Genomic DNA, 24,375 nt, shown 5'->3' with positions numbered 1-24,375 from the left:
TGACACGACCGGCGCGGCCGGAAAAGTACCCTCCGTCTCATCCTCTCGTGGAATTGCCAGAACGGCGTGGGTTGCCAAAAACGACCTCATAGGAATAGGAAACGAACATCAAACAGGAGCCTGCCCGTGTTTCCGAAACGCCTGACCGACGGTTACCGCGCCTTCCTCGACGATCGTTTCGCCCGCGAGAAGGGACGATACGAAACCCTTGCGGAACAAGGCCAATCGCCCGAAATCCTGATCATCGGCTGCTGCGACAGCCGGGTCTCGCCGGAGGTGATCTTCGACGCCAGCCCGGGCGAAATGTTCGTGATCCGCAACGTGGCCAATCTCGTGCCGCCCTTCGAGACCGGCGGCGAGTTCCACGGCACTTCGGCGGCCCTCGAATTCGCCGTCCAGGCCCTGCGCGTGAAGCATATCGTGGTCTTGGGCCATGCCCGCTGCGGCGGCATCCGGGCCTTCGCGGACGAATCGGCTCCCCTCTCGCCGGGCGACTTCATCGGCCAGTGGATGAGCATGATCGCGCCGGCGGCCGAGCGCATGGGCCCGCGGGGCGACATGGAATTCTCCGACTACGTGACCAAGCTCGAATTCGCCGCCATCGAGCACAGCCTGCGGAACCTGATGACATTCCCTTGCGTGAGAATCTTGGTGGAGCGCGGGAAGCTGGAGCTGCACGGGGCTTATTTCGGCGTCGCGAACGGCGTGCTGCAGATCCGCGACCCCCAGACCGGCCGCTTCTCGCCTGCCGTTGCTGACGTGCCGCAGCGGGTCTCGCTGTTCCGGGCGCGCGACGCCGAGGCTTGATTTTTCGGTCCCGGGCCCACTTGTCGTGGGCCCGGACAATCTGCCGCCGTCCGATCGTTCACGTCCTGACCGTTCATCGATTGACTGTGTCACGAAATGAAATAGCATTACCCTCACATAACGTGAGGGTGCCATGTCCGTTCTTTTCATCAATGATCAGCAGACCAATCCAATTGCCCTAGAAAATGACGGCTCTGGCGATCCGCTCAATGAGCTTCACATCACGCAGACCGGGTCCCTGACAACCACCACAAGCGCCATCGCGGTGAGGCTCGATTCCTCCCTCGTCACCATCGACGGAGGTGTCTATTCCAGAGAGAATGCCATCTCGGTCTCGTCGGGAAGCACCACGATCATGGTCGGCGCCACGGGCCTCGTCCGGGGCTTGAGCGGTATGTATCTGGGCCTCGGCAACTACACGATCGTCAATAGCGGCGAGATTACCGGCGCAGGCACGTTCGACACGGCTGCGATCAAGCTGGACGGCAGCGAGAAGTACATCCACAACGGAGGGCGCCTGTCGGGCTATTACGGCATCCTCGGAGGGTCCATCTTCGGCCAAGCCAACCAGAACCAGGTCCTCAACGACGGGACCATCCAGGCGGTCCAGACCGGCATCGTCCTGAAATCCACGACAGGATTCGTTCCCTCGGCCGTCAAGCCCCTCCTTCCGCTTACGGATTATGGTGTCTGGAACACCGGTTCGATCACTGCCGGATATTCAGGCATCGAAGTCCAGGGACTGGCGAACGTCAACAACTCGGGCACGATTCAGGCCAGCACCTATGGAGTCAGATTCTTCTACGACGTGACGAAGCTGATCAACAGCGGCACGATCAGTGCGAAGACCGCCGTTTCCGGTAGCACGGGCGACGATACGATCATCAATGACGGCCGCCTCGAGGGCGCCGTTCTTCTCAACCAGGGCAACGATCTCTACGACGGTCGCAAGGGCGTCGTGACGGGCCTGGTCGATCTCGGCCAGGGCAACGACACCGCTTATGGTGGCAATGCGGTCGATTCCCTGTCGGGCGGGGTCGGCAACGACGTGCTTTACGGCAATGGCGGCGACGACGTCCTCAACGGCGGTACCGGCCTCGATACCCTCGACGGCGGTGTCGGCGCGGACGTGATGACCGGCGGCGCAAGCGACGATGTCTATGTGGTCGACCATGCGGGCGATACGGTCATCGAGGCCGCCGGCAACTCTGAAGGCAACGACACGGTCCTGGCCTCTGTCTCCTTCACCCTCTCCCAGAATGTGGAGCGCCTCACGCTGACGGGTGCGGCGGCCATCGACGGCACGGGCAACGATCTGGCGAATGTCATCCAAGGCAATGGGGCGGCCAACGTCCTGGACGGGGGCGCGGGCGCCGATAGCCTCTCGGGTAGCGGCGGCAACGACACCTACATCGTCGACAATGTCGGCGACGTGGTCACCGAAAAGGCCGGAGAGGGCACCGATACGGTTCTTGCTTCGGTCGGCTATGCCCTGACGGCAAACGTGGAGAACCTCGTCCTGACGGGCGCAGCCGACATCGACGGGACCGGCAACGCCCTGTCGAACCGCATCACCGGGAATGCCGGGCATAACGTCCTGGACGGTGGCGCGGGCGCCGACATCCTGACCGGCGGCGAGGGGAACGACACCTATATCGTCGATCATGCGGGCGATGTGGCGGTCGAACAGGCCGGCGAGGGGACCGACACGGTGCGCGCTTCCGTGTCCTTTGCGCTCGGCGCCCATGTGGAGAATCTCGTTCTCACGGGCACGACGAATATCGACGGCACAGGCAATGGCCTCGCCAATACCCTGACGGGCAACGACGGAGACAACATCCTCGACGGGGGCGTGGGCGCGGACATTCTCGCCGGCGGGCTCGGCAACGACACCTATGTGGTCGACGATTCGGGCGATGCGGTCACCGAGGCGGCGGGCCAGGGCATGGACACGGTGCGGGCCTCCATCTCGTACGTTCTGGGAGCCGAGGTGGAGAACCTCGTCCTGACGGGTGCGGGAGAGCTCACGGGAATCGGCAACGGACTTGCCAACACGATCCTCGGAAATGGTGGCGGCAATGTCCTGAGCGGCAACGGCGGGGACGACCTGATCGACGGCGGCGGCGGCGTGGACCGGGCACTGTATTCCGGCCAGATGTCGGATTACGACATCGTCCGCAAGGCGGACGGCAGCATCGAGATCCATGACCGGCAGGACGGCCGGGACGGAACCGATACCCTGCGTAGCATCGAGTTCCTGCAATTCGCCGACCGCACAGTGGCTCTGCCGAGCACCGCTCCGGGCGCCCCCGTCGTCCAGGGCGCCGTGAACGCGATCGACGAGAACGGTGCGCGCTTCATGCCCATCGCAACCCTCCGGACGCCGGGCTTCGCGGCTGGAGACGCCACCTATTCCCTGGTGACCAATCCAGGCAATAAGTTCGCCATCGACCCGGAGACGGGCGCGATCATTCTTGTCGGCGACGTGGATTACGAGGCAAATGCGGCAGCGGACCCCGATCTCAAGACCGAGTTCGCGAACACGCCCCAGGAGCGGAAATACTATCTGCTCCAGGTCGGCGCCACCGAGACGGTGAGCGGCTGGGCCTCCGCGCCCACGACCGTCAAGGTCTACGTCAACAACGTGAACGAAGCGCCCACCGATCTCAATTTCACCACCGGATCCACGAAGGCCACGATCTTCGAGAGCGCAACGGACGGCTTCGTGGTCGGCACCTTCCAGGCGCTCGATCCCGACGGGGACACCCAGTTCGTCTATGCCTTCGACACCAGCGGCAACGGCGGGTCGAGCGGCGCCGGCAATGCGGGCGGGCGGTTCAAGATCGAGGGCGGCCAGCTGAAGGTCGCGGCACTTTCCGACATCACGAAGACCGAGACCTATACGGTCTCGGTCAAGGTCACGGACAAGAACGGCGGCCCGGGCGCGACCTCCACCTACAAGGACTTCCTCGTGACCGTGAACCCCGTGACGGGCGGCAATACCGAGCCGGTTTTCGGCGTCACGGGCAACCCCACGACTCCGGCCGTGGATAACGGCGCTGCCGTGAAGCCCTTTGCCGGAATCACCCTGATGGATGGTCCGGAGAACGATACCCTCACGCTGACCCTCTCGTTCACGAATGGGGACGGCGCTCTCGGAAACATCTTCTCGACCGCCACCGTGACGGTGAGCGATCCCGATCCTTCGGCGACGACGCGGGTCATTACCCTGACGGGCAAGGCAGCGGACCTGGAGACCTTCCTGGACAACGTGACCTTCGATCCGACGGACAGCACCGCCAATTCGGGCCAGGTCACGACGCAGTTCTCCTTCATGCTGAAGGATGACAGCCACGCCGCAAGCAGCCATCAGAACGCCGTCCAGGTCGTCACGACGATCGCCGACAAGTCGGTCAACGCTCCGCCGGATACGATCCGTCTCAATAACGCGACGGCTGTCGATCTTGCGGAGAACAAGCCGACCGGAACGGAAGTAGGCACCCTCACGGCTCACGATCCCGAAGGCAAGGCGGTCACCTATGCTCTGGCCGACAGCGCGGACGGACGCTTCAAGCTCGATGCCACGAAGACCAAGATCCTCGTGGCCAATGGAGCCAGGCTCGACTACGAGGCGGCCCAGTTCCATGACATCAAGGTGGTCGCCACCGATGCCGACGGCCAGACCTCCGAGCAGACGATCCGCATCAACCTGTCCGACGTCGACGAGACGCCGCCTACGCCGACCAACCATGCGCCGGGCAGTCTAATGCTGACCGGGGCCGGTGCCGCGGCCGAATATGCCGTGATGGGCACCGAGGTTGGTACCCTCTCGGCGGCCGATGCCGACAGCGATGCCCTGACCTATACGTTGCTGAACAATGCGGACGGCCGGTTCATGCTCTCGGGCAACAAGATCCTGGTGGCGGACGGTTTCCGGCTCGACTTCGAGCAGGCCACCGCTCACATGGTCACGGTCCAGGTCAGCGACGGCAAGGGTGGGGTCTCGCAGCAGAGCTTCTCGATCGGCGTCACCGACGTCGCCCGCGAGGTCACGGGGGGCAGCCTGGCCGATGACGTGTTCAAGGCCGGCAAGTTCAACGACAAGCTTTACGGCAATGCCGGCAACGACAAGCTCTATGGCGGAGCCGGCAACGATGTGCTCAAGGGCGATGCCGGCAATGACGTGCTGTGGGGCGGGGCCGGCAAGGACGTGCTGTTCGGCGGCAAGGGCAAGGACATCTTCGTGTTCGATGCCAAGTTCAACAAGAAAACCAACCTCGACAAGATCACCGACTTCAATGTGAAGGACGACACGCTCTGGCTCGACAATGCCCTGTTCAAGGCGAACAAGAAGCTCTACGCCGCGACCAAGAAGGGCACCGAGACCAAGCCGCTGAAGATGGCGAGCAAGTTCTTCACCGTGGGCGACAAGGCCAAGGATGCCAACGACTTCTTCGTCTACGACAAGAAGAAGGGCGTGCTCTACTATGATGCCGACGGCTCCGGGTCGAAGGCTGCGGTCGAGATTGCGACCCTCAAGAAGGGCCTCAAGCTGACCGAAAAGGACTTCTTCTTCATCTGAGGGAGACCCTCAACCGGCTTTCCTCCCCACGGCGCTCGGGTGCTCCCGAGATCCGCTCCCACGATGCGCAAGTCGGGAACACCCGACTTGCGGCGGGGAGAAGGTAGAGGTGAGGGTGTGAGCGCTACATTCTGAGAATTCAGAGCCAACACCCCCACCCTGGCCCTCCCCACAGGGGGGAGGGGATTCCGTCGCGCCACATCCCTGTTGCGCGTGCCTTTCACCATCTTTCTCCCTGGGGGAGACCAGGCCGCGCTTCACTCCGTCAGGGAGCGAGCCTCTTCGGGGAGCATGATCGGGATGCCGTCTCTGATCGGATAGGCGAGCTTTGCCTGGCGGCTGATCAGCTCCTGCCGGACGGGATCATAGTCGAGGGATTCCTTCGTCAGGGGGCACACCAGCATTTCCAGCAGCTTGGGGTCGATGCGTGTCGCCTCGACGGGGGCGTTGTCGGTCACGGCCGTTCTCTCCTATTGCAGCGGCGTCTCGGAGCCGTTGGTGCCGCGGGCGAGCTCGATCTCGGTGAGCGCGATCAGCACCTCGGCGCGGGTCTTGAGGTCCTGCGCCTCGAGGAGCGCCTGCTTCTCCCGCACGCCGAAGGGGCTCATCATGCACAGGGCGTTGACGAGGGCCTCGTTCGGCGCCTCCTCGATCCCCTTCCAGTCGACCCGCACGTCCGCCGCCTCCACGAAATCACGCAAGGCTTTGACGACGCCGAGGCGGTCCACCTCGTTTTCGCCGGCCCGGGCCACGAAGTCGTCCCGGTAGGGGGTGAAATCGACGCGGCACTGCCGGTAGAGGGTCGAGGCCGATACCTCCTCGGCGATGCGGAAGCGCGCGACCCCCACGAGGGTGATCAGGTAACGGCCGTCGCCGGTCTCGGCGAACTGGGTGAGGCGCCCGGCACAGCCTACATGATAGAGCTTCGGGAAATGGCTCGACCCGTCCCCATCCGCATCGGGCTGAACCATGCCGATGATGCGCTCGCCCTTCAGGGCTTCGTCCACCATGGCGAGGTAGCGCGGCTCGAAGATATTGAGGGGAATCTGTCCTCGCGGCAGGAGGAGCGCGCCCGGGAGGGGGAAAACCGGAATCACCGACGGGCAATCCTCAGGCCCTCGGTAGACCGCATTCATTCCCATTCCCGTCTCCCTGCCTGTGGATCGGCGGCGTCAGGCAAACAGGATCGAGGAAAGCCTCCGCCGTCCTGCGAGCGTCGCCGCGTCCATCGGACCCCAGGCCTCGAAGAACTGGACGAGCTGCTTGCGTGCGCCGTCCTCGTTCCAATTGCGGTCGCGGCGAACGATTTCAAGGAGCTGGTCGACGGCTTCTTTGCGCTGGCCCCGCGCATTGAGCGCAATGGCGAGGTCGAAACGGGCCTGGTGGTCGAGGGGATCGGCCGCGATGCGGCGCTCGAACTCGGCCGTATCGCCGAGGGAGCCGGCCTGCTCGGCAAGATCGAGAGCGGCTCGGGCCCCCGCAATGGCCGGATCCTTGGCCTTGTCGGCCGGCACCATGTCGAGCAGGCGCCTGGCGCCTTCCAGGTCGCCCAGCTCCACATGCAGCTTGGCGAGAGCCGCGAGGGCCGGCGCATGGCCGGGATCCTGCGCCAGGATGCCCGCATAGAGCTCGGCCGCGCCAGCGGCATCGCCCGCCGCTGCGAGGCGGTCGGCCTCCGCCATGACCTCTTCCACGGCGCTGGGACCCAAGGGGCCGACGAGGCGCTCGATAAAGGCCTTGACCTGGCTCTCAGGCAGGGCACCCATGAACCCGTCCACCGGCTGGCCGCGCTGGAACGCGAAGACCGCCGGGATCGACTGCACGCCGAGCTGACCCGCGATCTGCGGATGCTCGTCGATATTCATCTTGACCAGCTTGACCTTGCCGCCCGCCTCCCGGACGACCTTTTCGAGAACGGGCGTCAGCTGCTTGCAGGGGCCGCACCAGGGGGCCCAGAAATCCACGAGAACCGGCTGCTGCATGGATTCGGAAAGGACGTCCTGGCGGAACGCCGCCGTGGTGGTGTCCTTGATCAGACCCTCAGCGGAGGGGCCGTTGCGGGGGGTGTCGGCGAGCATGCGATCCTCGAATGCGATCTTGAGACGGAAAGGAGCCTTGCGTCTTCCTCAGATGGGGGCGGACGTCGTGTCCGGCAATTCTGCCGGAGGTTCGGGCAGGCGCAAAATCAGCGGGTCGTGGCCGGTCGACCGCAGGAACTTGAGCAGGTCGTCCCGCGAGACGCCTGTGGTCATGGAATTGACGAGGGGATGGAAGTTCACCCGCTCGTGCTCCATCAGGTTGGCATCGAGGATCATCGTTACCTGGCCTTCCCGGTCGTTCGCCACCGCGAAGGGCGTCACGGAGCCGGGCTCGACCCCGAGCAGGGTGCGCAGCTGCTCGGCCGAGCCGAAGGACAGGCGCCCCGACGCGCCGATGGCCTCGTGGGTGCGCTTGAGGTCGATCGCGGTCTCGTCCTTGGCGGTGATCAGGAAGAAGCGGCCCTTCTTGTCCTTCACGAACAGGTTCTTCGAATGGGCGCCGGGAATCCGGGCCTTGACCGGGCGCGATTCGGCCACCGTGAAGACGGGCTCGTGCTCGACCGTCTCGGCCGCGATGCCGAGGGCGGCCAGCCGGTCGAGAAGGGCGCGGGGCGAGAGATGGGTCACGGTTCGACAACCTCCGATGGATCGCAGGTTCTAGAGCATCAGACGCGAAAGTGGGAACCGGTTTTGCGTGAAAAGATGCTCGAAAAACAAAACTTAAGGCCTCGGACGCGGGGGCGATTTCATCTCCGAGGCTCTAGCAACCCACCGGTCCGCTCTTAAGCGGGGAGGCGAAAGATCGGAATCTCGCAAGGCCCCTCGCCAAAAATCCCCCTTGCAATATGAACCGTTTTGGGGCACATCAGCGGCCTCGCAACGGCGCAAGCCGCGGAGCGCGGGTGTAGCTCAGGGGTAGAGCACAACCTTGCCAAGGTTGGGGTCGAGGGTTCGAATCCCTTCGCCCGCTCCAATTTCCAGGCCTTCCATGCCCAGAAGGCCCCGGTCGCCCGAATCGACCGCATCTCCTCCCGAACCCGTCGTTTCCAGCTACCCTTTTCGCCATGCCCATGGCGGCTTCCCGGCTGCATTCTCGCCCCTGGACCCGACCGTCGTTCCCTGTCACGCTACGTCAACCGGCCATGAGAAGCCGACGAACCCTTCCGTTTGAAACGTGACACCCTTCCAGTGGAGAACAGGAACGATGCTGAGGAAGACTTTCTTTGCCGCGACCTTGGGGCTCGCGCTTGCCGGCGCGGTTCTGCCGGCCGATGCCGCGACCCTGCGCTACGCCAACCAGGGCGATCTCAAGTCGCTCGACCCCTACACCCTCAACGAGACGACGACCAACGCCCATCTGGGCCATGTCTATGAGGGGCTGACCCGGCGCGGCAAGGACCTGAAGGTCGAGCCTGCTCTTGCTGAGCGCTGGGAGACCAGCGAGGACGGCCTGCGCTGGCGCTTCTTCCTGCGCAAGGGCGTGAAGTTCCATAACGGAAACGATTTCAATGCCGACGACGTGGTCTTCTCGGCGGACCGGGTGCGTGCCAACGGCTCGAACTTCGTGACCCGGGTCCCGACGGATGCGAAATTCGTGAAGGTGGACGACTACACGGTCGATGTGGTCCTGTCCTCGCCGAACCCGATCCTGAACTCCCAATGGGATACGTGGTACATCATGGACAAGGAGTGGAGCGAGGCCAACAACGCCACCGCTCCGACGCCCGCGGCGGCCACGTCGCCGAGCTTCGCGTCCCTCAACGCCAATGGCACCGGGCCGTTTAAGATTGAAAGCCACCAGCCGGGCGTGAAGACAGTCTTCAAGAAGAACCCGAGCTGGTGGGACAAGCCCCAGCACAACATCGACGAGATCGTGTTCACGCCGATCAGCAACGACGCCACGCGGGTGGCGGCGCTCCTGACGGGCGAGGTCGACGTGATCGAGCCGGTGCCGCTGCAGGATATCCAGCGCGTCAACGGCAGCCCGAATGCTCGCGTCATGACCGGGCCGGAGCTGCGCACCATCTTCCTGGGCTTCGACACGGTCCGCGACGAGCTCCTGTCCTCGAGCGTGAAGGGCAAGAACCCGTTCAAGGACGTGCGCGTGCGCGAGGCCTTCTACCGGGCCATCGACATCAACCTGATCCGCGACCGCGTCATGCGCGGCCTGTCGACGCCCTCGGCCCTGCTGATCGCGCCCGAGCTCTTCGTCCATTCGAAGGATTTCACCCGCCCGGCCTTCGATCTCGATCGCGCCAAGAAGCTCCTAGCCGAGGCAGGCTATCCGAACGGCTTCGAGGTCGGCATGGACTGCCCGAACGACCGCTACGTGAATGACGAGGCGATCTGCCAAGCGGTCACGTCCATGCTCGCCCGCGCGGGGATCAAGGTGAACCTCATGGCGCAGCCCAAGGCGCTCTACTTCGCCAAGTCCGGCAAGTCCGGCGGCTACGGCGCCACCTTCTATCTGCTCGGCTGGACGCCCGGCACCTTCGATTCCCACAACGTGCTGCACGACATCATGGGTTGCCGCGACGTTGCCGGATCGAGCCGCGGCGAGACCAATTACGGGGGCTATTGCAACAAGGAGCTCGATGCCCTGGCCGACAAGATCCTGGTCGAGACCGACAAGGAAAAGCGCGATCTCATGATCAAGCAGGCCTTCGAGCTCGGCGCCAAGGACTGGAGCCATATCCCCCTGCACCAGCAATCCCTCGCCTGGGGCGTGTCGAAGAACCTCGACCTCGTCCAGCGCGCCGATAACCAGGTGCTGTTCTATTGGGCGCAGAAGAAGTAAGTGCCGCGAATGCCGCGGGAGGGCAAAGCGCTCTCCCGCGGTGCTGCCGTCAGGCGCCGGCTTCTTCGGCCGCCATGGATTCGGCGATGCGCCGCTCGATCTCGGCACGGTCGGTGACGCCCGCCGGATTGGCCCTGGACGGCATGACCTTCCGATAATGGAGATAGCGCCCGCGGCTTACCTCCTCGAGCCGCGCGAGCTCGCCCAGCGGGTCCGCGTGGTCGTCGACCCGGATGTCGAGATAGGGATATTCCTCCTCGTCATGGATCAGGATCGCGGCCGATTGGCGGCCGCGCTTGTCGCCTCCGGCCGCCTCGCCGGCTTTCAAGGCCGTGAGGAAGCGGCGGGCCAGGGGGAGGTCTGACGCGGCCTCGAAGGCCCGCGCCGTTTCGACGATGACGCTTTCGCCCGCCAGCATGTTGCCCGCAACCGAGAAGGTGTCGCGGATCAGGTGGCCGCACCAGGGCACGCAATCCGCGCCCGTATGGGCGGCGAAACGCCCTTGCCGGTCCATGACATGAACCTGCCGCTGGCCCTGGCCCTCGTCAGCCGCGGCCAGGATGCGCACCACGTCCTCGGCGGGGGCACCGGCCTGCAACAGCTCAAGGCCGCGATATCCGTAGAAGGGATTGACGAAAGCCTGAGTCGCGATGGCGCCCACGCCCGTCGCCACGAAAGGCACCCGCGCGCCCACCGCGAAGGCGCAGGTCGTGACCGCGATCCCGATCTGCCCTGTCCTGATGTCTCTGGCCACGATCGACCATGTCATGCCGTTCCCCCATTCTTCCGGCCCGCGCTGGACCGCCACAAACCATTGAAGCAGGCCGCCGCCCGACTGCAAAGGTCCGAGCGTCGTCGAACCGATATATCCTGATCTTATATGGAAATATTCCTCATGAAATCAGAGGCGTTTTTGCTTTTCGGCAACAGGAAGAACAAAGTTGACGAAAGATGACCGCAAAGGTGGCCCCACGAGTTTCACCTTAAGAAGTTCTTCATGCGCGGGTGCCTTTTCTGCTCTGCCTGTGATTTGTGCGCCAGGGGGGCGCGCGCTTCCCGCGGCGTTGCGGGCAGGCCAATGAATGACAATGCGTTTTCTCAACAATTCCAAACTGCTGGCCAAGTTAGCGATCCCGGTCTCAATCTTCGCCGCCGTCACCGTAGGATTGATCCTCCTCGCAATGCTGGGCCTCAAGGAAATGGCTCAGGAAACGCAGGATCTCGTTGACTTCGAGGCGACACGGCTTGCCGTTACCCTTCAGATCAATGCCGACGTGAACGAGGTCACCACGCAAGAAAAAAACCTGCTCGCGGTAAGCAATCCTGAGCGGATCGAGCGGATCGAGGCAACTTACAATCAGTACAAGCAAAGGACTCTGAAGAGAGTTGATGAATTGCTTGCACTGGCCGATACACCGGAGCGGCAGTCTGCGTTCAGCGGTCTCAAGTCCGCCATCGTTGGCTATTTCGAGCTCACGGACAAAAGTGTCGCTCTTGGAACGAAGAATGATGATGAGGCCGCCCTTGCGATTTCAGATGGTGTGGGGCGCGATGCCCGCATCAAGCTACGCGAGCTTTTGAGCGAGCGGGTCGACGCAAGCAAGGCGGCCCTCGGAAAGGCAAAAGCCGACGCAGAGAGCCTTGCTTCCAATACCACCCGAAACCTGTTTGCTTCAGGAGCCATCGGCCTTCTGGCAGCACTGGGCCTGGTTGGCGCAATCACGATCTACGGGATCACACGCCCTCTCGGTAACATGACAGCAGCTATGTCCCGGCTGGCGCAGGGTGACCTGACCGTCAATGTAATGGGCGTCGAGCGTAAAGACGAAGTCGGGCAGCTTGCTCGCGCGCTCCAGGTGTTCAAAGATAATGCCGTCGAGGCTCGCCGCCTGGCGGCCGAGCAGGAGCATGAGAACGAAGCGAAGATGCGCCGGGCCCAGGCCCTGGACCGGCTGGCGAGCGAGTTCGAGCACAATGTGTCGGCCATGACTCAGGGGCTGGCCTCGGCCGCCACCGAAATGGAGGCGACCGCCCAGTCCATGACGGCCATTGCGGACCAGACCAACGGCCAGTCGGTGAACGTCGCCTCGGCAGCCGAGCAGGCTTCCGCCAACGTGCAGACCGTCGCGGCCGCCACCGAGGAGCTGTCCATCTCGATCCGCGAAATCGCCTCCCAGGTCACGCAATCGTCCCAGATCGCCGAACAGGCGGTCTCGGATGCCCAGCGCACCAACGCGACCGTCCAGGCCCTCGCCGAGACGGCCGAGAAGATCGGCAACGTGGTCCAGCTCATCAACAGCATCGCCAGCCAGACCAACCTGCTTGCGCTCAACGCCACCATCGAGGCGGCGCGCGCGGGCGAGGCCGGCAAGGGCTTCGCGGTCGTTGCCTCCGAGGTGAAGGAGCTTGCGAACCAGACCGCCCGGGCCACGGACGAGATCTCGTCGCAGATCGGTTCCGTGCAGCAGGCGACCCGAGAAGCGGTCGGCGCCATCGATGGGATCGGCCGCACCATTGCGCGGATGTCCCAGATCTCCGTCTCGATTGCGGCCGCCATGGAAGAGCAGGGCGCCGCAACCTCGGAGATCGCCCGCAATGTGCAGGAAGCCGCGCGCGGCACCGAGATGGTGACGGCGAATATCGGCGACGTGAAGCGCGGCGCAGGCGAGACCGGCGCCGCCGCCTCGCAGGTGCTCAGCGCCGCCCAGGAGCTGGCGCGCCACTCCGACAGCCTGGGGCAGGAGGTCGGTCACTTCCTCACGGGCGTGAAGGCCGCCTGACGGCAGGCGCTATGCCAGGAAAGCAAAAAGCCCGGCTCCGGCCGGGCTTTTTCATGCGCTAACTCTAGATCCGACGCTCTAGGACGCCGCCCTCAAGGTGGTCTCGATGGGCGTGCCGCGCTTGAGCGTCTTCGTGACGGGCGTCTTCTCGCAGATCTCCGCAAGCCGCGCCTGCCGCTCCGGGTCGAGCGGCGCGCTGAGGCGGACCTCGCGGGTGATCGACTCGGTCCCGTCCTCGCCCCTGGCGAAGCGTGCATCCACGTCGATGCGCCCCAGCTCCCAGCCCTTGCGGTCCGCATACATGCGCAAGGTGAGGGACGTGCAGGCGGCGAGCGACGCCAGCAGCAGCTCGTAAGGCGACGGGCCGCTATCCGTTCCGCCGAGGCTTTCCGGCTCGTCGGCCGCGAATCTGTGCGTACGGGCGCGGACTTCCTGCCGGTAGCCGGTTTCGCTCGTGAGATGGACGGTCGCCATGGGGCTCCTTGGAATGGTCATTCGGGCAGGGGGATGAACTCGCTCTCGTCGGGCACATGGGCGAAACGGCCCATCTTCCAGTCTTCCTTCGCCTGCTCGATCCGCTCCCGGCGCGAGGACACGAAGTTCCACCAGATATGACGCGGTCCCTCGAGCGCCGCGCCGCCCAGGAACATCATGCGGGTCGGGCGCACGGCGTGCACCGTGATGCGGTCGCCCGGCCGGAACACCAGGAGGCGGGGCCCCTCGAACCGGTCGCCCGCGATCTCGATCTCGCCCTCGACCACATAGATCGCTCGCTCCTCGTGGTTGGCGTCGAGGGGCACGCTCCTGCCCGCCTCGACGGAGACCTCCACGTAGAACCAGTCGGAGACCTGGGTCACCGGCGCGGTGGTCCCGAAGGCGGAGCCCGCGATCACCCGCGCGAAGAGCCCCGTATCCTCCACGACCGGCAGCGTCGCGGCGTCGAAATGCTGGAACGAGGGGTCGATTTCCTCCCGGTCCGCCGGCAAGGCGATCCAGCTCTGCAGGCCGAGCATCCGCCCGCCGTGGCGCTCGGCCTCCGGAGAGCGCTCCGAATGGGCGATGCCGCGTCCGGCCGTCATCAGGTTCATGGCGCCGGGCGCGATGTCCTGGATATTGCCGTTGCTGTCCCGGTGGGTGATGCGGCCGTCGAAGAGATACGTGACGGTGGCGAGCCCGATATGCGGATGGGGCCTGACATCCATGCCCTGTCCGGCGATGAGCTGCACGGGGCCGAAATGATCGAAGAAGATGAAGGGGCCGACCATCTGCCGCTTGCCGTGCGGCAGGGCGCGACGGACCGAAAAGCCGTCACCCAGGTCGCGGACGCGGGGAACCACAACGAGCTCCAGCGCATCGCAGGATCGGGGATCGCCCAGGATCGGATCTTCGCTCGGCAGCCAGCTCATGGCACCTCTCCTTAAGTCACCCCTGCGCCTGACCCGCAGGATAGGCGCTCCGGCGCCCAAGCCAAGCGCAATCCCGAAAAGGTGTCCTTGCACGGCCGAGGCTTGACGCGGCAAAGCCTGTGCCTTTCCGGCGCAGGCTTCCTCCTGGGCAAGGCGGAATCCTGTGATAAAGAGCACATGTCTGCCGGCGCGGGGCCGGCCTTTCACGGATGTCGAGAATTCATGGAACTGCCGCCGCTCCTGCGACAGGGCGTGGACGCTGCGCTGGCCGGAACCGGCCTGTCGGACCTGAGCCGGGCCGCCGGCATGCTTTCGGCGCGCTACCGGGCGGAGGTTCGGGACGGGCGCTTCCACCTCTCAGACGACCTTGCGGCCCGCGCCTATCTGGCCACGCGCCTGCCTGCGACCTTCGCGGCCGTCCGCGCCGCCATGGGGGCGCTCGCCGAGGCGCGGCCGGATTTTTCTCCCGCCGACCTTCTCGATCTGGGCGCGGGACCGGGCACCGTCTTCTGGGCCGCCATGGATTGCTGGCCGGATCTCGGCCGCGCCCTCCTGGTCGAAGGCAGCCCCGCCATCCGGGCCTGGGGCGAGCGGCTGGCCCGGGAAGCCCCCGTTCCGGCCGCATGGCAGGCCGGCAACGTCGCGAAGCCCCTGGAGGGTGTCGCGCCCCACGACCTCGTGACCCTCGCCTATGTGCTCGACGAGCTGGCGGAGGCCGAGCGCGGCCCCCTCATCGATCGGCTCTGGCATCTCACCCGCGACACCCTCCTGGTCGTCGAGCCCGGCACGCCGGCCGGGTGGGAGCGAATTCTCGCGGCCCGGGACCGGCTGATCACTGCCGGCGCCTTCCTGCTCGCTCCCTGTCCCCATGCGGCTGCCTGCCCGCTCGCGGCGCCCGACTGGTGCCACTTTGCCCGCCGGGTCGCCCGCTCGCGCCTGCACCGGCAGGCCAAGGGCGCGGAGGTGCCATGGGAGGACGAGAAGTTCATCTATCTGGCGGCCTCCCGCTTCCCCGGGCAGCTTCTCGCCGCCCGCGTCATCGCGCCGCCCCGCCTCGCCAGCGGGCAGGCGCGGCTGAAACTGTGCCAGGCCGACGGCCGGGCGCAGGAGCGCCTCTTCACCAAGCGCGAGGGCGCCGACTTCAAGCACGCCCGCCGGGCCGACTGGGGCGATGGGCTGTAGCGGTGTCTCAGCCCAGGTCCGTATGGATGAAATCGTTGCCCTTGTAGAGCAGGGGGAGGCCGGTGCTCTTGGCGCACGCATAGGCGAAACAGTCGCCCATGTTCAGGCGGGCCGGACTGTTCTGGCCCTTCCCGTAGCGGGCGAAGGCCCGGATGGCCTCGGTGCCGATCTGGGGCGTGACCGGCATTTCATGGACATCCAGCCGCTGCATGAACTCGGCCACGAACCCATGGGCCGCCTCCACCGATAACCCTCCCTTGCTCGCCAAGTTCGCGACGCATTCCACCATCGCGATCGGTGACGTGGTCAGCGGGGTGCGGGCCGTCTCGATCCGCTCAATCAGCGCCTCGTGACCGTCCTCCTGGAGAAGGATGGCGAGGACCGCGGAAGCATCGAGGAACATGCCTATTGGCCCCAGAGCTCGTCGAAGTAGCGCTTTTCTTCCTCCCAGGAGGTCCGCTCGACCGTCACGGTACTGGCCACCTTGGCGAGAAGCGGCGCAAGACGCTCCTTCACGGGCATCGCGCTTGCTTCCTCGGCCATTTCGCGGTCGAGGGCTGCCCGCAGCACATCGGCCTTGCTCATGCGCCGCACACGGCTGAGGTGCTCGATCTGACGGAGCAGGGCGGGGTCCTTGATGTTCAGGGCCATGAGATCCTCCTGTTCGAGATTGATCGTAACAGAATTCGGTACCTTGAGAAAGGAAAAAGGTACCTCATCCGGTTCCGGATTTCCCGTCCCTGCGGCGACAGGGGACGCGGCGATGTTTGCGGCCATGGGTAGGGGCGTGCTAACGCCACACGCGGTTGCACACGATACGTGAGACGATGGCTGGCAAGAATCCGCTTCTGCGCGGCGATACGCTTCCCCTGATCCGGCGCCTCTGGCGGGACTGGATGCGTCCGCATGCCAAGACCCTGGCGCTCGTCCTCGTTCTCGTGGCCCTGGTCTCCGGCGCGACGGGCCTCTATCCGGTGCTCATCAAGGCGGCCTTCGATGCCTTCGCGGCCCGGGACGCGACCGCGATCCTGCTCGCGCCCCTCTTCGTCATCGCGGTCACGTCCGTGAAGGGCTTCTCGCTCCTGGCGCTCACGGTGCTGACCAACCGGGTGGTGACCAAGATCGAGGCCGACATGCAGACGGCCCTCTATGGCCACATGATCGATGCGGACATCGCCCAGATCGGGCGGGAAAGCCCGGCGGCGCTCACCCAGCGCTTCACGACGGATTTCCTGTTCATCAAGGAGGCGCTGACCCGCATCTCGACCGTGTTCCTGCGGGAAGTGACGACCATCATCGCGCTCGTCGCCGCCATGCTGTGGATCGACCCGGTGCTCACCCTGGTGGCCGGCGTCACGGTGCCGTTCATCGCTCATCCTATCGGCAAGATCGGCAAGAAGCTGCGCCGGGTCGCGATCTCGACCCAGGAGCAGACCGGCCAGATGGCGAGCCTGATCACCGAAAGCCTCGCGGGCACCCGCGTGGCCAAGACCTACGCGCTCGAGGGCTATCTCAAGTCCAAGGCGGCCCAGACCTTCGACGAGGTGCGCAAGCTCAAGATGAAGGCCGCCAATGCGCGCGGGCGCCTCGATCCGCTCCTCGAGGCGGGCGGCGGCTTCGCGGTGGCGGCCGTGCTGGTGCTGATCGGCCAGCGGATCATCGCCGGCGGCAGCACGGTGGGCGACTTCACGGGCTTCGTCAGCGCGCTCATCCTGGCCGCCCAGCCGATCCGGGCGCTCGGCAATCTCAACGCCATCGTTCAGGAGGCGGCGGCCGCCCTCCAGCGCACCTTCGCGGTCATGGACGAGAAGCCGCAGATCACCGACCGGCCGGGCGCGAAGGCGCTCGCGGTGACGGGCGGCGAGATCAGGTTCAAGGATCTGGGCTTTTCCTACAATGCGGAGCAGACCGCGCTTCATCATGTGGATTTCACCGCCGAGGCGGGCCGCACCACGGCCCTCGTCGGCCGCTCCGGCTCCGGCAAGTCGACCGTGCTCTCCCTGGTGCCCCGGCTCTACGACGTCACGTCCGGCGCCGTGCTGGTGGACGGGCAGGACGTGCGCGACGTCACGCTCCGGTCCTTACGCAGCGCCATCGCGGTGGTCAGCCAGGACGTGGTGCTCTTCGACGACACGGTGCGGGCCAATATCGCGTTCGGCCGGCCCGGCGCGAGCGACGAGGAGATCGTCGCGGCCGCCAGGGCCGCGGCCGCGCACGATTTCATCATGCGGATGCCCCAGGGCTACGACACGGTCGTCGGGCCCGGCGGCGGGCGGCTGTCGGGAGGCGAGCGCCAGCGGGTGTCGCTTGCCCGCGCCTTCCTCAAGGATGCGCCGATCCTGCTGCTGGATGAGGCGACGAGCGCGCTCGATTCGGAATCCGAACAGCTCGTCCAGGAGGCGATCCGCCGGCTCATGAAGGGCCGCACCACCCTCGTGATTGCCCACCGGCTCTCGACCGTGCGGGACGCGGACAAGATCGTCGTGATGGAGGCGGGCCGCGTCGCCGAGATGGGCTCCCACGAGGCGCTCGTGGCCTCGGGCGGGACCTATGCGCGCCTTCACCGCCTCCAGCTCTCGGGCGAGGCCGAGCCTGCGAGTCCGGTGGCCTGAGAACGGGCAGGGACAGGCCGGTCAGACGCAGTATAGATATATTATAACAATGTTAAGACGATCCTCTTAAGGGTGGTGAACCCACTCAGGGAGGACATCCATGCTTCGCTCCATCATTGCAACCGCGGTGCTGATCCTCGGCGCTGCGCTCGCCGGATCCACCGCCGCTGTCGCCCAGGGCCTCGTGCCCTGCGCGCCGGAGCACGGTTTCTGCCGCGTTCCCTATCCGACCCGGGTCGTCTACGGCATCCCGGGCCACCAGGTGGCGCGCGACGTCCCGGGAGGCGGCATTCCGTGCTCCAACCGGGCCTTCGGTGATCCGGCGCCCGGAATCCCGAAGCGCTGCGCCTATATCGCCCGGTCCGCCCGGGAAGACTTCGAGCCGCCATTCCCGCACCGGCCCGTCCGCTGGCGCGAGACGGAATATGGCGGGCCGGCTTGGCGGACCTGTGCCGACGAAAACGGCTTCTGCGGCTTCCGGGGTGGCAAACGGGTCCGCTACGGTGCCCATGGCCGCTATGCGGAGGGTTTCTATCGGGGCGGAGTCGGCTGCAACAACGGCACCTTCGGCGATCCGGTCCCCGGCGTGCCCAAGCACTGCCAGGTCCTCGACTGACAAGTCCTCGACTGACGGCGCGACCCGGCGGGCTTGCCCCGCCGGCAGAGCGCTTCGGGCCTCACTCCCGCCGCATGATGCGGTCGACCAGAACGTTCGACCAGAAGCCGGGTCGGAAGTCCCTCTCCAGGGCCTCCGGGTCGTAGACGGTCTCGACCCAGGTGAGGAAGGGAATCCCCCTGGCCTCGCCCTCCTGGCGGTAGCGCTCGAAGAAGGCGTCGAGGATGCCGGTCTTGGAAAAGCGGAAATGGCCGTAGCGGGCGGAGAGCTGGCGCAGGGCCTCGTCCACGCTGCGGCCCTCATGGACGATGAGGTAGAGGGCCGCCACGAAGCCCGCCCGGTCGGCACCTGACTTGCAATGGAGCACGGCCGGGTATTCGACGGTCTCGAAGAAGGCCTTGGCGGACAGAAGGGTTTCCCGGTCCGGCGCGCCGCGGGAGCGCACCACGAATTCCACGAGGTTGATCCCGAGCCGCTCGCAGATATCCTTCTGAAGCTGCCAGGAGCCGTGCTCGCGCCCGCCGCGCAGGTTGACGATGGTGCGCACCCCCTCGTCCTTGAGCCGCGAGATCTGGTGCGGAGCCGGCTGGGCCGAGCGCCAGAGCCGCTCCGAGACCCGGTGCTTGTTCAGGTAGAGCAGGCGAAAGACCCCGTGATCGACCAGCAGCATGTTGGCCCAGGCGCGCACGCGCCCGAGGGCCCCCCCGACGGGCTTGTCCCAGCGGGCGATGCGGGCCATGCGGCGGGCATAGCGGGTTTCAGGCTTGAGAAACCTGTTGATCACGGCAATCCATTGTAGCGGTTGCGGCCCGAGCCGGGGCCTTCGGCGTCAGGGCCGCCTTATCGGGCATTGACCCGTATTAATCAATCGCAGGGGGCGGGCGTCTGCAGATGGGCGGCTTGGATCGGCCCGAAGAGCGCGCTATATTGGGATCGGAGTGGATGACGGGCTTTCGCCCGCCATCCTTTTCCTAGATCCAGAATTGGACCCGGATCGTGATCTGCCAGGATCTCCGGGTCCTTTTCATATCCAGGGCGAAGCCAAGGGGTAGGAACCACATCGGCTTTCACCTCCGATTCGAGGGCAAGGCTGTTGCCACAGTCCGAGGAAGCCCATCTTCCCGGATCGTGCCGCTGGCCCGGCACTGCTGCTTTTGCCCTCAAAGCCGTCCGTAGACGATCGCTCCCAAATCCTTGAGCCTTCGTAAAGCTCTGCCTGGACGTGAGGATGGCGTGGTTCGAGCTTGCGCCAGGCCCGAAATCCCAGGCTCGTGCGGGCTTCCATCAGGCCTGCCGGGAGTTTGAAGCTTATCCTATCTGTTGCCGCCCCGCCCCCTGTCGTGTAAGGGGTGCGTTTCGATACAACCCTCCTTGACGAAAACGGCTGCCGGACCGGGCCACGGGTGCCCGAGGGGAAGTCCATCGTCGAGACCAATCACTGCAGGAGAGCGGCGTCATGTCGTCCACCTTCGAGACCGTCGCCGGCATCATTTCCGAGACCGCCGACATCCCGCGCGACCAGATCACGCCGGAAAGCCATGCCATCGACGATCTCGGCATCGATTCGCTGGCCTTCCTCGACATCGCCTTCGCGATCGACAAAGCCTTCGGTATCAAGCTGCCTCTCGAGCAGTGGACGCAGGAGGTCAACGAGGGCAAGGCTCCGGCCGAGGAGTACTTCGTCCTGAAGAATCTCGTGGCGCATATCGACGCCCTGATCGCCGCCAAGGCGGCTTCGTAAGCGGCAGGCCCCGCCAGGGGCCTGTGCTCCCCTCAGAGCGCCCGGACCGCGAAGGGCGCCCGCAATCCCGGCTCGACACGGCGGTCGGACAGGAGCCCCGCTCCGAGGCTCTGCCCCAGGCTTTCCTTGAGCCCCTCCCGCCCGGCCCGCCCGGGACGACAAGAGAATGGTTCGGATCCCGGATGCGTCTCGAATATTTTGAAATGATCGATCGGGTGACGCGCCTCGACCGCGAGGGCCGCCGGATCGAGGCCACGTCCACGGTGCCGACGGAAAGCCCGGTCTTCGAAGGGCATTTCCCGGGTCATCCCCTGGTGCCCGGCGTGCTGCTCACCGAGACCATGGCCCAGGCCTCCGGCTATCTCGTGCTGGGGCTCATGAACTTCACCCACATGCCGTTCCTCATGGCGGTCGACAAGGCGCGCTTTCGCACCTTCGTCGGACCCGATACGGTGCTCACCGTCACGGCGCAGCTCGAGCACGAGGGCTCGGGCTATGCGGTCACGAAGGCGAAGATCATGGCCGAGGGCAAGCCCATCTGCGATGCGGAGCTGCGCTTCCGCATCATGCCCTTCCCGGCCGGCATGGACGAGCTGATGCGGGCCCAGGCGCGCCGCATCGGGCTCTTGGCGGAGGCGGCCTGATGCGCGACGTTGTCATCACGGGAATCGGAATCGTCTCGGCCGCCGGGGAGGGAATCGACGCCCACCTGGAGGCGCTCTCCGCAGGCGCGCCCCGCATCGACACCGAGAGCTTCGCGCCCTATCCGGTCCATCCGGTGGCAACGCCGGATTACGACCGGCAGATCGCCAAGAAATCCGACCAGCGGCAGATGGAGGCTTGGCAGAAGCTGGGCTGCTATGCGGCGGGCCTTGCCCTCGATGCGGCCGGCGCCAAGGAGGATGCGGAGCTGAAAAGTCGCATGCACCTGATCGTGGCGGCCGGCGGCGGCGAGCGCGATTACGCGGTCGACGGGCAGATCCTCACGGGCCTGCGCGCAGCCGAGAATCCGGGCGTGTTCCTCAACGAGCGCCTGATGGGCGACCTGCGGCCGACCCTGTTCCTGGCCCAGCTCTCCAACCTGCTGGCGGGCAACATCTCCATCGTTCATGGAGTCACGGGGGCGTCGCGCACCTTCATGGGCGAGGAATCGAGCGGCGTCGACGCACTTCGCGTCGCCCATGCGCGCATCGCCTCGGGGCAGAACGACATTTTCCTGGTCGGCGGCGCCTACAATGCCGAGCGGCCCGACGTGCTGCTGATCTACGAAATGGGCGGTTTCCTCTGGAAGCAGGCCTATCGCCCCGTCTGGGAGCGTCCCGCCGAGGGCGGCGGCATGATCCTGGGATCCGGCGCCTGCTTCCTGGTGATGGAATCCCGCGAACATGCGGCAGCGCGGGGCGCGACGTCGCTTGCGACCGTCGCGGGCATCGTGTCCGACCGCAGCCGGCGCACGCCCGGCAGCGTCGGGCAGGCCCTGCGGACACAGATCGCGGCCCTGAACGCCCGGCCCGACGCCATCGTGTCGGGCGCCACGGGCATCAAGGACGTCACCGAGGAGGAGCAGGCCGCCTTGCGCGAGACCTTCCCGGAGGCCGCGCTCCACGCCACCGGCAACGTGACCGGCCACATGATGGAGGGCCAGGTGCCGTCGGGCGTCGCCCTGGCGGCCGCCCTGATCGCCCGGGGGCAATCCAACGAGGCGCTCGTCACCTCCGTCGGCCATTGGCGCGGCGAGGGTGCCGTGCGGCTGACCAAGGCAGAGTGAGGAGACCGGCATGGCGCTTCGCGACAACCAGGGCCGTCCGCTCGTCGCCGTCACGGGCATGGGCGTAGTCACGTCCCTGGGCCAAGGCAAGGACGACACCTGGGCGGCCCTCACGGCAGGGCAGTCCGGCATCCGCCGCATCTCGCGCTTCCCCGTCGAGGGCCTGCGCACCACCATCGCGGGCACCATCGATTCCATCGCAGTCGAGCCCTTCTGCGCACCCATGCTGTCCGAGCAGCTCGCCCTGCGGGCCGCCGACGAGGCGGTGGGCCAGTCGGGCCTGAGCCGGAGCGACTTTCCGGGCGCCCTGTTCATCGCCGTGCCGCCGGTCGAGATGGAATGGCCCCAGCGGGAGGCCCTGGCGGAGGCCTCCGGCCAGACCGGGGACATCACCTACAAGGATCTCCTGAAGGCGGCCGCCACAGGCAAATTCAAGGCTTGGCACGACCTGTTCATCTTCGGCACGGTCGCCGACCGGGTCGCCGATCGGTTCGGCACAAAGGGCTCGCCGATCTCGCTCTCCACCGCCTGCTCGTCCGGCGCCACGGCGATCCAGCTCGGGGTCGAGGCGATCCGGCGCGGCGAGACCCAGGCGGCGCTCTGCATCGGCACGGACGGCTCCGTGAACCCCGAATCCCTCGTTCGCTTCTCGCTGCTCTCCGCGCTCTCGACCCAGAACGAGGTGCCGGAGGCGGCCTCCAAGCCCTTCTCGAAGAACCGGGATGGGTTCGTGATGGGCGAGGGCGGAGCCGCCCTCGTGCTCGAGGATGCCGAGGCCGCGAAGGCCCGTGGCGCGACGATTCTCGGCTACGTGCTCGGCTGCGGCGAGAAGGGCGACGGCTTCCACCGCACCCGCTCCTCGCCGGACGGGATGCCGGCCATCACGGCGATCCGCGAGGCGCTGGCCGATGCGGGCCTTGCGCCCGACGATATCGGCTACATCAACGCCCACGGCACATCGACGCCCGAGAACGACAAGATGGAGGCCATGAGCTGCACGGCCGTGTTCGGCGAGCGCATGGCGCAGCTGCCGATCTCGTCGAACAAGTCGATGATCGGCCACACGCTCACGGCCGCCGGCGCCGTGGAGGCCGTGATGTCGCTGCTCACCCTCGCGACCGGGCGCATTCCGCCGACCATCAACTACAAGGTCCCGGACCCCACGATTCCGCTCGACGTAGTCCCGAACGAGGCGCGGGACGCGGATGTCCGCTTCGTCATGTCGAATTCCTTCGGGTTCGGCGGCCAGAACACCTGCCTCGTCTTCGGGGCGGAGCCGAAAGGGGCTTGAGCATGGGCCGGATCTTCGTGACGGGCGGCGGCAAGGGCGTCGGCGCCGCCATCGTGCGGGCGCTGGTCGCGGCCGGCCACGACGTGGACTTCACCTACCGCTCCTCCACGGGCGCCGCGGTGGCGCTGGCCGAGGATCTGATGGCCGCCCATCCGGGCCGCACGGTCAAGACCCATGCCCTCGACCTGTCCCATAAGGAAGCCCTCGACGATTTCTGCGCGAGCCTCGAATCCGAGGCGTTCTTCGGCTTCGTGCACAATGCCGGCCAGCCCTATGACGCGCTGGCTGCCATGATGCAGCAGGACAAGGCCGAAGGCGCCATGCAGGTGAACTTCTGGTCCTTCACGCGGATCGCCAAGTCCCTCATGCGCGGCATGATCCGCGCCCGCGCCGGTCGCATCGTGGCCATCGGCTCCGTCGCGGCCCTCCAGGGCAATCCCGGCAATGCCGCCTATGCGGCCTCCAAGGGGGCGCTCATCTCCTATTGCCGCACCCTCGCCATCGAGACCGCGAAGCGCGGGCTGACCGTTAACGTGATCGCGCCGGGCTTCATCGACACAGACATGATGGCGCCCTACGCGGCCTTCCGGGAAAGCATGGAGAAGCAGATCCCGGCCGGGCGCTTCGCGAAGCCCGAGGAGATCGCGGGCCTCGCGGCCTTCCTCATAAGCGAGCCCGCCGCCTATATGACCGGCGCGGTCCTGCCCATCGACGGCGGTCTGACCTCCATGATCGGCATTCACCGGTAGACGCT

Annotated in this window: 22 protein-coding genes and 1 tRNA gene; 13 read left to right on the top strand and 10 right to left on the bottom strand. The window is 66.0% G+C overall.

The genetic code is table 11. The features are described from left to right. Window positions 1-126: 126 nt before the first annotated feature. Together C4E04_RS19845 and C4E04_RS19840 are read left to right on the top strand one after the other, a co-directional pair. Window positions 127-807, top strand: a complete 681-nt coding sequence (locus C4E04_RS19845) for a carbonic anhydrase (protein WP_109600288.1) — start codon at window positions 127-129, stop codon at window positions 805-807. Between the two features lie 133 nt (window positions 808-940). Then, the gene (locus C4E04_RS19840) at window positions 941-5,389 is read left to right on the top strand and encodes a cadherin domain-containing protein (protein WP_109600286.1); all 4,449 of its coding nucleotides are present in this window, start codon (window positions 941-943) and stop codon (window positions 5,387-5,389) included. A gap of 257 nt (window positions 5,390-5,646) precedes the next feature. On the opposite strand, the gene C4E04_RS19835 is transcribed toward C4E04_RS19840, so the two are convergent. From C4E04_RS19835 to C4E04_RS19820, 4 genes are all read right to left on the bottom strand, one after another. Beyond that, window positions 5,647-5,793 (bottom strand): Trm112 family protein, encoded by a 147-nt coding sequence (locus C4E04_RS19835; RefSeq protein WP_245416362.1) that lies wholly within the window; start codon window positions 5,791-5,793, stop codon window positions 5,647-5,649. A 66-nt stretch (window positions 5,794-5,859) separates the two neighbouring features. Further along, the gene (locus C4E04_RS19830; RefSeq protein ID WP_109600282.1) at window positions 5,860-6,531 is read right to left on the bottom strand and encodes an LON peptidase substrate-binding domain-containing protein; all 672 of its coding nucleotides are present in this window, start codon (window positions 6,529-6,531) and stop codon (window positions 5,860-5,862) included. A 30-nt stretch (window positions 6,532-6,561) separates the two neighbouring features. Then, a complete protein-coding gene (trxA, locus tag C4E04_RS19825) occupies window positions 6,562-7,467 on the bottom strand; it encodes a thioredoxin (RefSeq protein WP_109600280.1) in 906 nt (301 codons plus the stop codon). Between the two features lie 48 nt (window positions 7,468-7,515). Then, window positions 7,516-8,055, bottom strand: coding sequence for a prolyl-tRNA synthetase associated domain-containing protein (locus C4E04_RS19820; protein ID WP_109600278.1), 540 nt, complete (start codon window positions 8,053-8,055; stop codon window positions 7,516-7,518). 271 nt (window positions 8,056-8,326) lie between these two features. Between C4E04_RS19820 and C4E04_RS19815 the strand changes: the two genes are divergently transcribed. Both C4E04_RS19815 and C4E04_RS19810 read left to right on the top strand, forming a co-directional pair. Continuing rightward, window positions 8,327-8,401: transfer RNA gene (locus tag C4E04_RS19815), tRNA-Gly, on the top strand. Window positions 8,402-8,632: 231 nt separating this feature from the next. Further along, window positions 8,633-10,225: an ABC transporter substrate-binding protein gene (locus tag C4E04_RS19810; protein WP_109600276.1), complete on the top strand. Its 1,593-nt coding sequence runs from the start codon at window positions 8,633-8,635 to the stop codon at window positions 10,223-10,225. 49 nt (window positions 10,226-10,274) lie between these two features. Here the strand turns inward: C4E04_RS19810 and C4E04_RS19805 are convergent, their stop codons facing one another. Next, the gene (locus tag C4E04_RS19805; RefSeq protein ID WP_109601347.1) at window positions 10,275-10,994 is read right to left on the bottom strand and encodes a DUF1028 domain-containing protein; all 720 of its coding nucleotides are present in this window, start codon (window positions 10,992-10,994) and stop codon (window positions 10,275-10,277) included. A gap of 313 nt (window positions 10,995-11,307) precedes the next feature. Here C4E04_RS19805 and C4E04_RS19800 point away from each other — a divergent pair, with 313 nt between their 5' ends. Next, window positions 11,308-13,005, top strand: coding sequence for a methyl-accepting chemotaxis protein (locus C4E04_RS19800; protein ID WP_371682017.1), 1,698 nt, complete (start codon window positions 11,308-11,310; stop codon window positions 13,003-13,005). Between the two features lie 78 nt (window positions 13,006-13,083). Here C4E04_RS19800 and C4E04_RS19795 read toward each other — a convergent pair whose 3' ends face one another. Further along, window positions 13,084-13,479, bottom strand: coding sequence for an OsmC family protein (locus C4E04_RS19795; RefSeq protein ID WP_109600272.1), 396 nt, complete (start codon window positions 13,477-13,479; stop codon window positions 13,084-13,086). A gap of 17 nt (window positions 13,480-13,496) precedes the next feature. After that, window positions 13,497-14,411, bottom strand: coding sequence for a pirin family protein (locus tag C4E04_RS19790; protein WP_109600270.1), 915 nt, complete (start codon window positions 14,409-14,411; stop codon window positions 13,497-13,499). Between the two features lie 222 nt (window positions 14,412-14,633). Between C4E04_RS19790 and C4E04_RS19785 the strand changes: the two genes are divergently transcribed. Continuing rightward, window positions 14,634-15,593 (top strand): small ribosomal subunit Rsm22 family protein, encoded by a 960-nt coding sequence (locus tag C4E04_RS19785; RefSeq protein WP_109600268.1) that lies wholly within the window; start codon window positions 14,634-14,636, stop codon window positions 15,591-15,593. 7 nt (window positions 15,594-15,600) lie between these two features. Here the strand turns inward: C4E04_RS19785 and C4E04_RS19780 are convergent, their stop codons facing one another. Continuing rightward, window positions 15,601-15,996: a type II toxin-antitoxin system VapC family toxin gene (locus C4E04_RS19780; RefSeq protein ID WP_109600266.1), complete on the bottom strand. Its 396-nt coding sequence runs from the start codon at window positions 15,994-15,996 to the stop codon at window positions 15,601-15,603. A gap of 2 nt (window positions 15,997-15,998) precedes the next feature. Then, a complete protein-coding gene (locus tag C4E04_RS19775) occupies window positions 15,999-16,244 on the bottom strand; it encodes a type II toxin-antitoxin system VapB family antitoxin (protein ID WP_162559487.1) in 246 nt (81 codons plus the stop codon). Window positions 16,245-16,420: 176 nt separating this feature from the next. On the opposite strand from C4E04_RS19775, the gene C4E04_RS19770 reads away from it, so the two are divergent. Together C4E04_RS19770 and C4E04_RS19765 are read left to right on the top strand one after the other, a co-directional pair. Continuing rightward, the gene (locus C4E04_RS19770; RefSeq protein ID WP_109600262.1) at window positions 16,421-18,205 is read left to right on the top strand and encodes an ABC transporter ATP-binding protein; all 1,785 of its coding nucleotides are present in this window, start codon (window positions 16,421-16,423) and stop codon (window positions 18,203-18,205) included. A 100-nt stretch (window positions 18,206-18,305) separates the two neighbouring features. Then, window positions 18,306-18,821, top strand: a complete 516-nt coding sequence (locus tag C4E04_RS19765) for a hypothetical protein (RefSeq protein WP_109600260.1) — start codon at window positions 18,306-18,308, stop codon at window positions 18,819-18,821. A 61-nt stretch (window positions 18,822-18,882) separates the two neighbouring features. Here the strand turns inward: C4E04_RS19765 and C4E04_RS19760 are convergent, their stop codons facing one another. Then, window positions 18,883-19,605 carry a tyrosine-protein phosphatase gene (locus C4E04_RS19760; protein WP_109600258.1) on the bottom strand — a complete coding sequence of 241 codons (723 nt, stop codon included), beginning with the start codon at window positions 19,603-19,605 and terminating at the stop codon, window positions 18,883-18,885. Between the two features lie 672 nt (window positions 19,606-20,277). Between C4E04_RS19760 and C4E04_RS19755 the strand changes: the two genes are divergently transcribed. The 5 genes from C4E04_RS19755 to C4E04_RS19735 all read left to right on the top strand — a co-directional run bounded on the left by C4E04_RS19755 (window position 20,278) and on the right by C4E04_RS19735 (window position 24,370). Continuing rightward, a complete protein-coding gene (locus C4E04_RS19755; RefSeq protein WP_109600256.1) occupies window positions 20,278-20,562 on the top strand; it encodes an acyl carrier protein in 285 nt (94 codons plus the stop codon). Window positions 20,563-20,744: 182 nt separating this feature from the next. After that, window positions 20,745-21,206 carry a 3-hydroxyacyl-ACP dehydratase FabZ family protein gene (locus C4E04_RS19750; RefSeq protein WP_109600254.1) on the top strand — a complete coding sequence of 154 codons (462 nt, stop codon included), beginning with the start codon at window positions 20,745-20,747 and terminating at the stop codon, window positions 21,204-21,206. Beyond that, entirely contained in the window at window positions 21,206-22,330 is a 1,125-nt protein-coding gene (locus C4E04_RS19745) for a beta-ketoacyl-ACP synthase (protein WP_109600252.1), read from the top strand. Before C4E04_RS19750 ends, C4E04_RS19745 begins: the two co-directional genes overlap by 1 nt. Before the next feature lie 10 nt (window positions 22,331-22,340). Next, a complete protein-coding gene (locus tag C4E04_RS19740; RefSeq protein WP_109600249.1) occupies window positions 22,341-23,621 on the top strand; it encodes a beta-ketoacyl-ACP synthase in 1,281 nt (426 codons plus the stop codon). 2 nt (window positions 23,622-23,623) lie between these two features. Further along, complete coding sequence (locus tag C4E04_RS19735; RefSeq protein WP_109600247.1) at window positions 23,624-24,370, top strand: SDR family oxidoreductase; 747 nt, start codon at window positions 23,624-23,626, stop codon at window positions 24,368-24,370. The last annotated feature ends 5 nt before the right edge of the window (window positions 24,371-24,375 follow it).

Source organism: Microvirga sp. 17 mud 1-3 (assembly GCF_003151255.1).
Lineage (GTDB): Bacteria > Pseudomonadota > Alphaproteobacteria > Rhizobiales > Beijerinckiaceae > Microvirga.
This window is presented reverse-complemented; position numbering and strand designations above follow the sequence as displayed.

Coding starts and splice junctions, on each gene's coding strand:
- C4E04_RS19840 (WP_109600286.1), top strand. CDS start 941: ATGTCCGTTCTTTTCATCAATGATCAGCAGACCAATCCAATTGCCCTA.
- C4E04_RS19835 (WP_245416362.1), bottom strand. CDS start 5,793: ATGCTGGTGTGCCCCCTGACGAAGGAATCCCTCGACTATGATCCCGTC.
- C4E04_RS19830 (WP_109600282.1), bottom strand. CDS start 6,531: ATGGGAATGAATGCGGTCTACCGAGGGCCTGAGGATTGCCCGTCGGTG.
- trxA (WP_109600280.1), bottom strand. CDS start 7,467: ATGCTCGCCGACACCCCCCGCAACGGCCCCTCCGCTGAGGGTCTGATC.
- C4E04_RS19810 (WP_109600276.1), top strand. CDS start 8,633: ATGCTGAGGAAGACTTTCTTTGCCGCGACCTTGGGGCTCGCGCTTGCC.
- C4E04_RS19805 (WP_109601347.1), bottom strand. CDS start 10,994: ATGACATGGTCGATCGTGGCCAGAGACATCAGGACAGGGCAGATCGGG.
- C4E04_RS19800 (WP_371682017.1), top strand. CDS start 11,308: ATGACAATGCGTTTTCTCAACAATTCCAAACTGCTGGCCAAGTTAGCG.
- C4E04_RS19795 (WP_109600272.1), bottom strand. CDS start 13,479: ATGGCGACCGTCCATCTCACGAGCGAAACCGGCTACCGGCAGGAAGTC.
- C4E04_RS19790 (WP_109600270.1), bottom strand. CDS start 14,411: ATGAGCTGGCTGCCGAGCGAAGATCCGATCCTGGGCGATCCCCGATCC.
- C4E04_RS19785 (WP_109600268.1), top strand. CDS start 14,634: ATGGAACTGCCGCCGCTCCTGCGACAGGGCGTGGACGCTGCGCTGGCC.
- C4E04_RS19780 (WP_109600266.1), bottom strand. CDS start 15,996: ATGTTCCTCGATGCTTCCGCGGTCCTCGCCATCCTTCTCCAGGAGGAC.
- C4E04_RS19775 (WP_162559487.1), bottom strand. CDS start 16,244: ATGGCCCTGAACATCAAGGACCCCGCCCTGCTCCGTCAGATCGAGCAC.
- C4E04_RS19770 (WP_109600262.1), top strand. CDS start 16,421: ATGGCTGGCAAGAATCCGCTTCTGCGCGGCGATACGCTTCCCCTGATC.
- C4E04_RS19765 (WP_109600260.1), top strand. CDS start 18,306: ATGCTTCGCTCCATCATTGCAACCGCGGTGCTGATCCTCGGCGCTGCG.
- C4E04_RS19755 (WP_109600256.1), top strand. CDS start 20,278: ATGTCGTCCACCTTCGAGACCGTCGCCGGCATCATTTCCGAGACCGCC.
- C4E04_RS19750 (WP_109600254.1), top strand. CDS start 20,745: ATGCGTCTCGAATATTTTGAAATGATCGATCGGGTGACGCGCCTCGAC.
- C4E04_RS19745 (WP_109600252.1), top strand. CDS start 21,206: ATGCGCGACGTTGTCATCACGGGAATCGGAATCGTCTCGGCCGCCGGG.
- C4E04_RS19740 (WP_109600249.1), top strand. CDS start 22,341: ATGGCGCTTCGCGACAACCAGGGCCGTCCGCTCGTCGCCGTCACGGGC.
- C4E04_RS19735 (WP_109600247.1), top strand. CDS start 23,624: ATGGGCCGGATCTTCGTGACGGGCGGCGGCAAGGGCGTCGGCGCCGCC.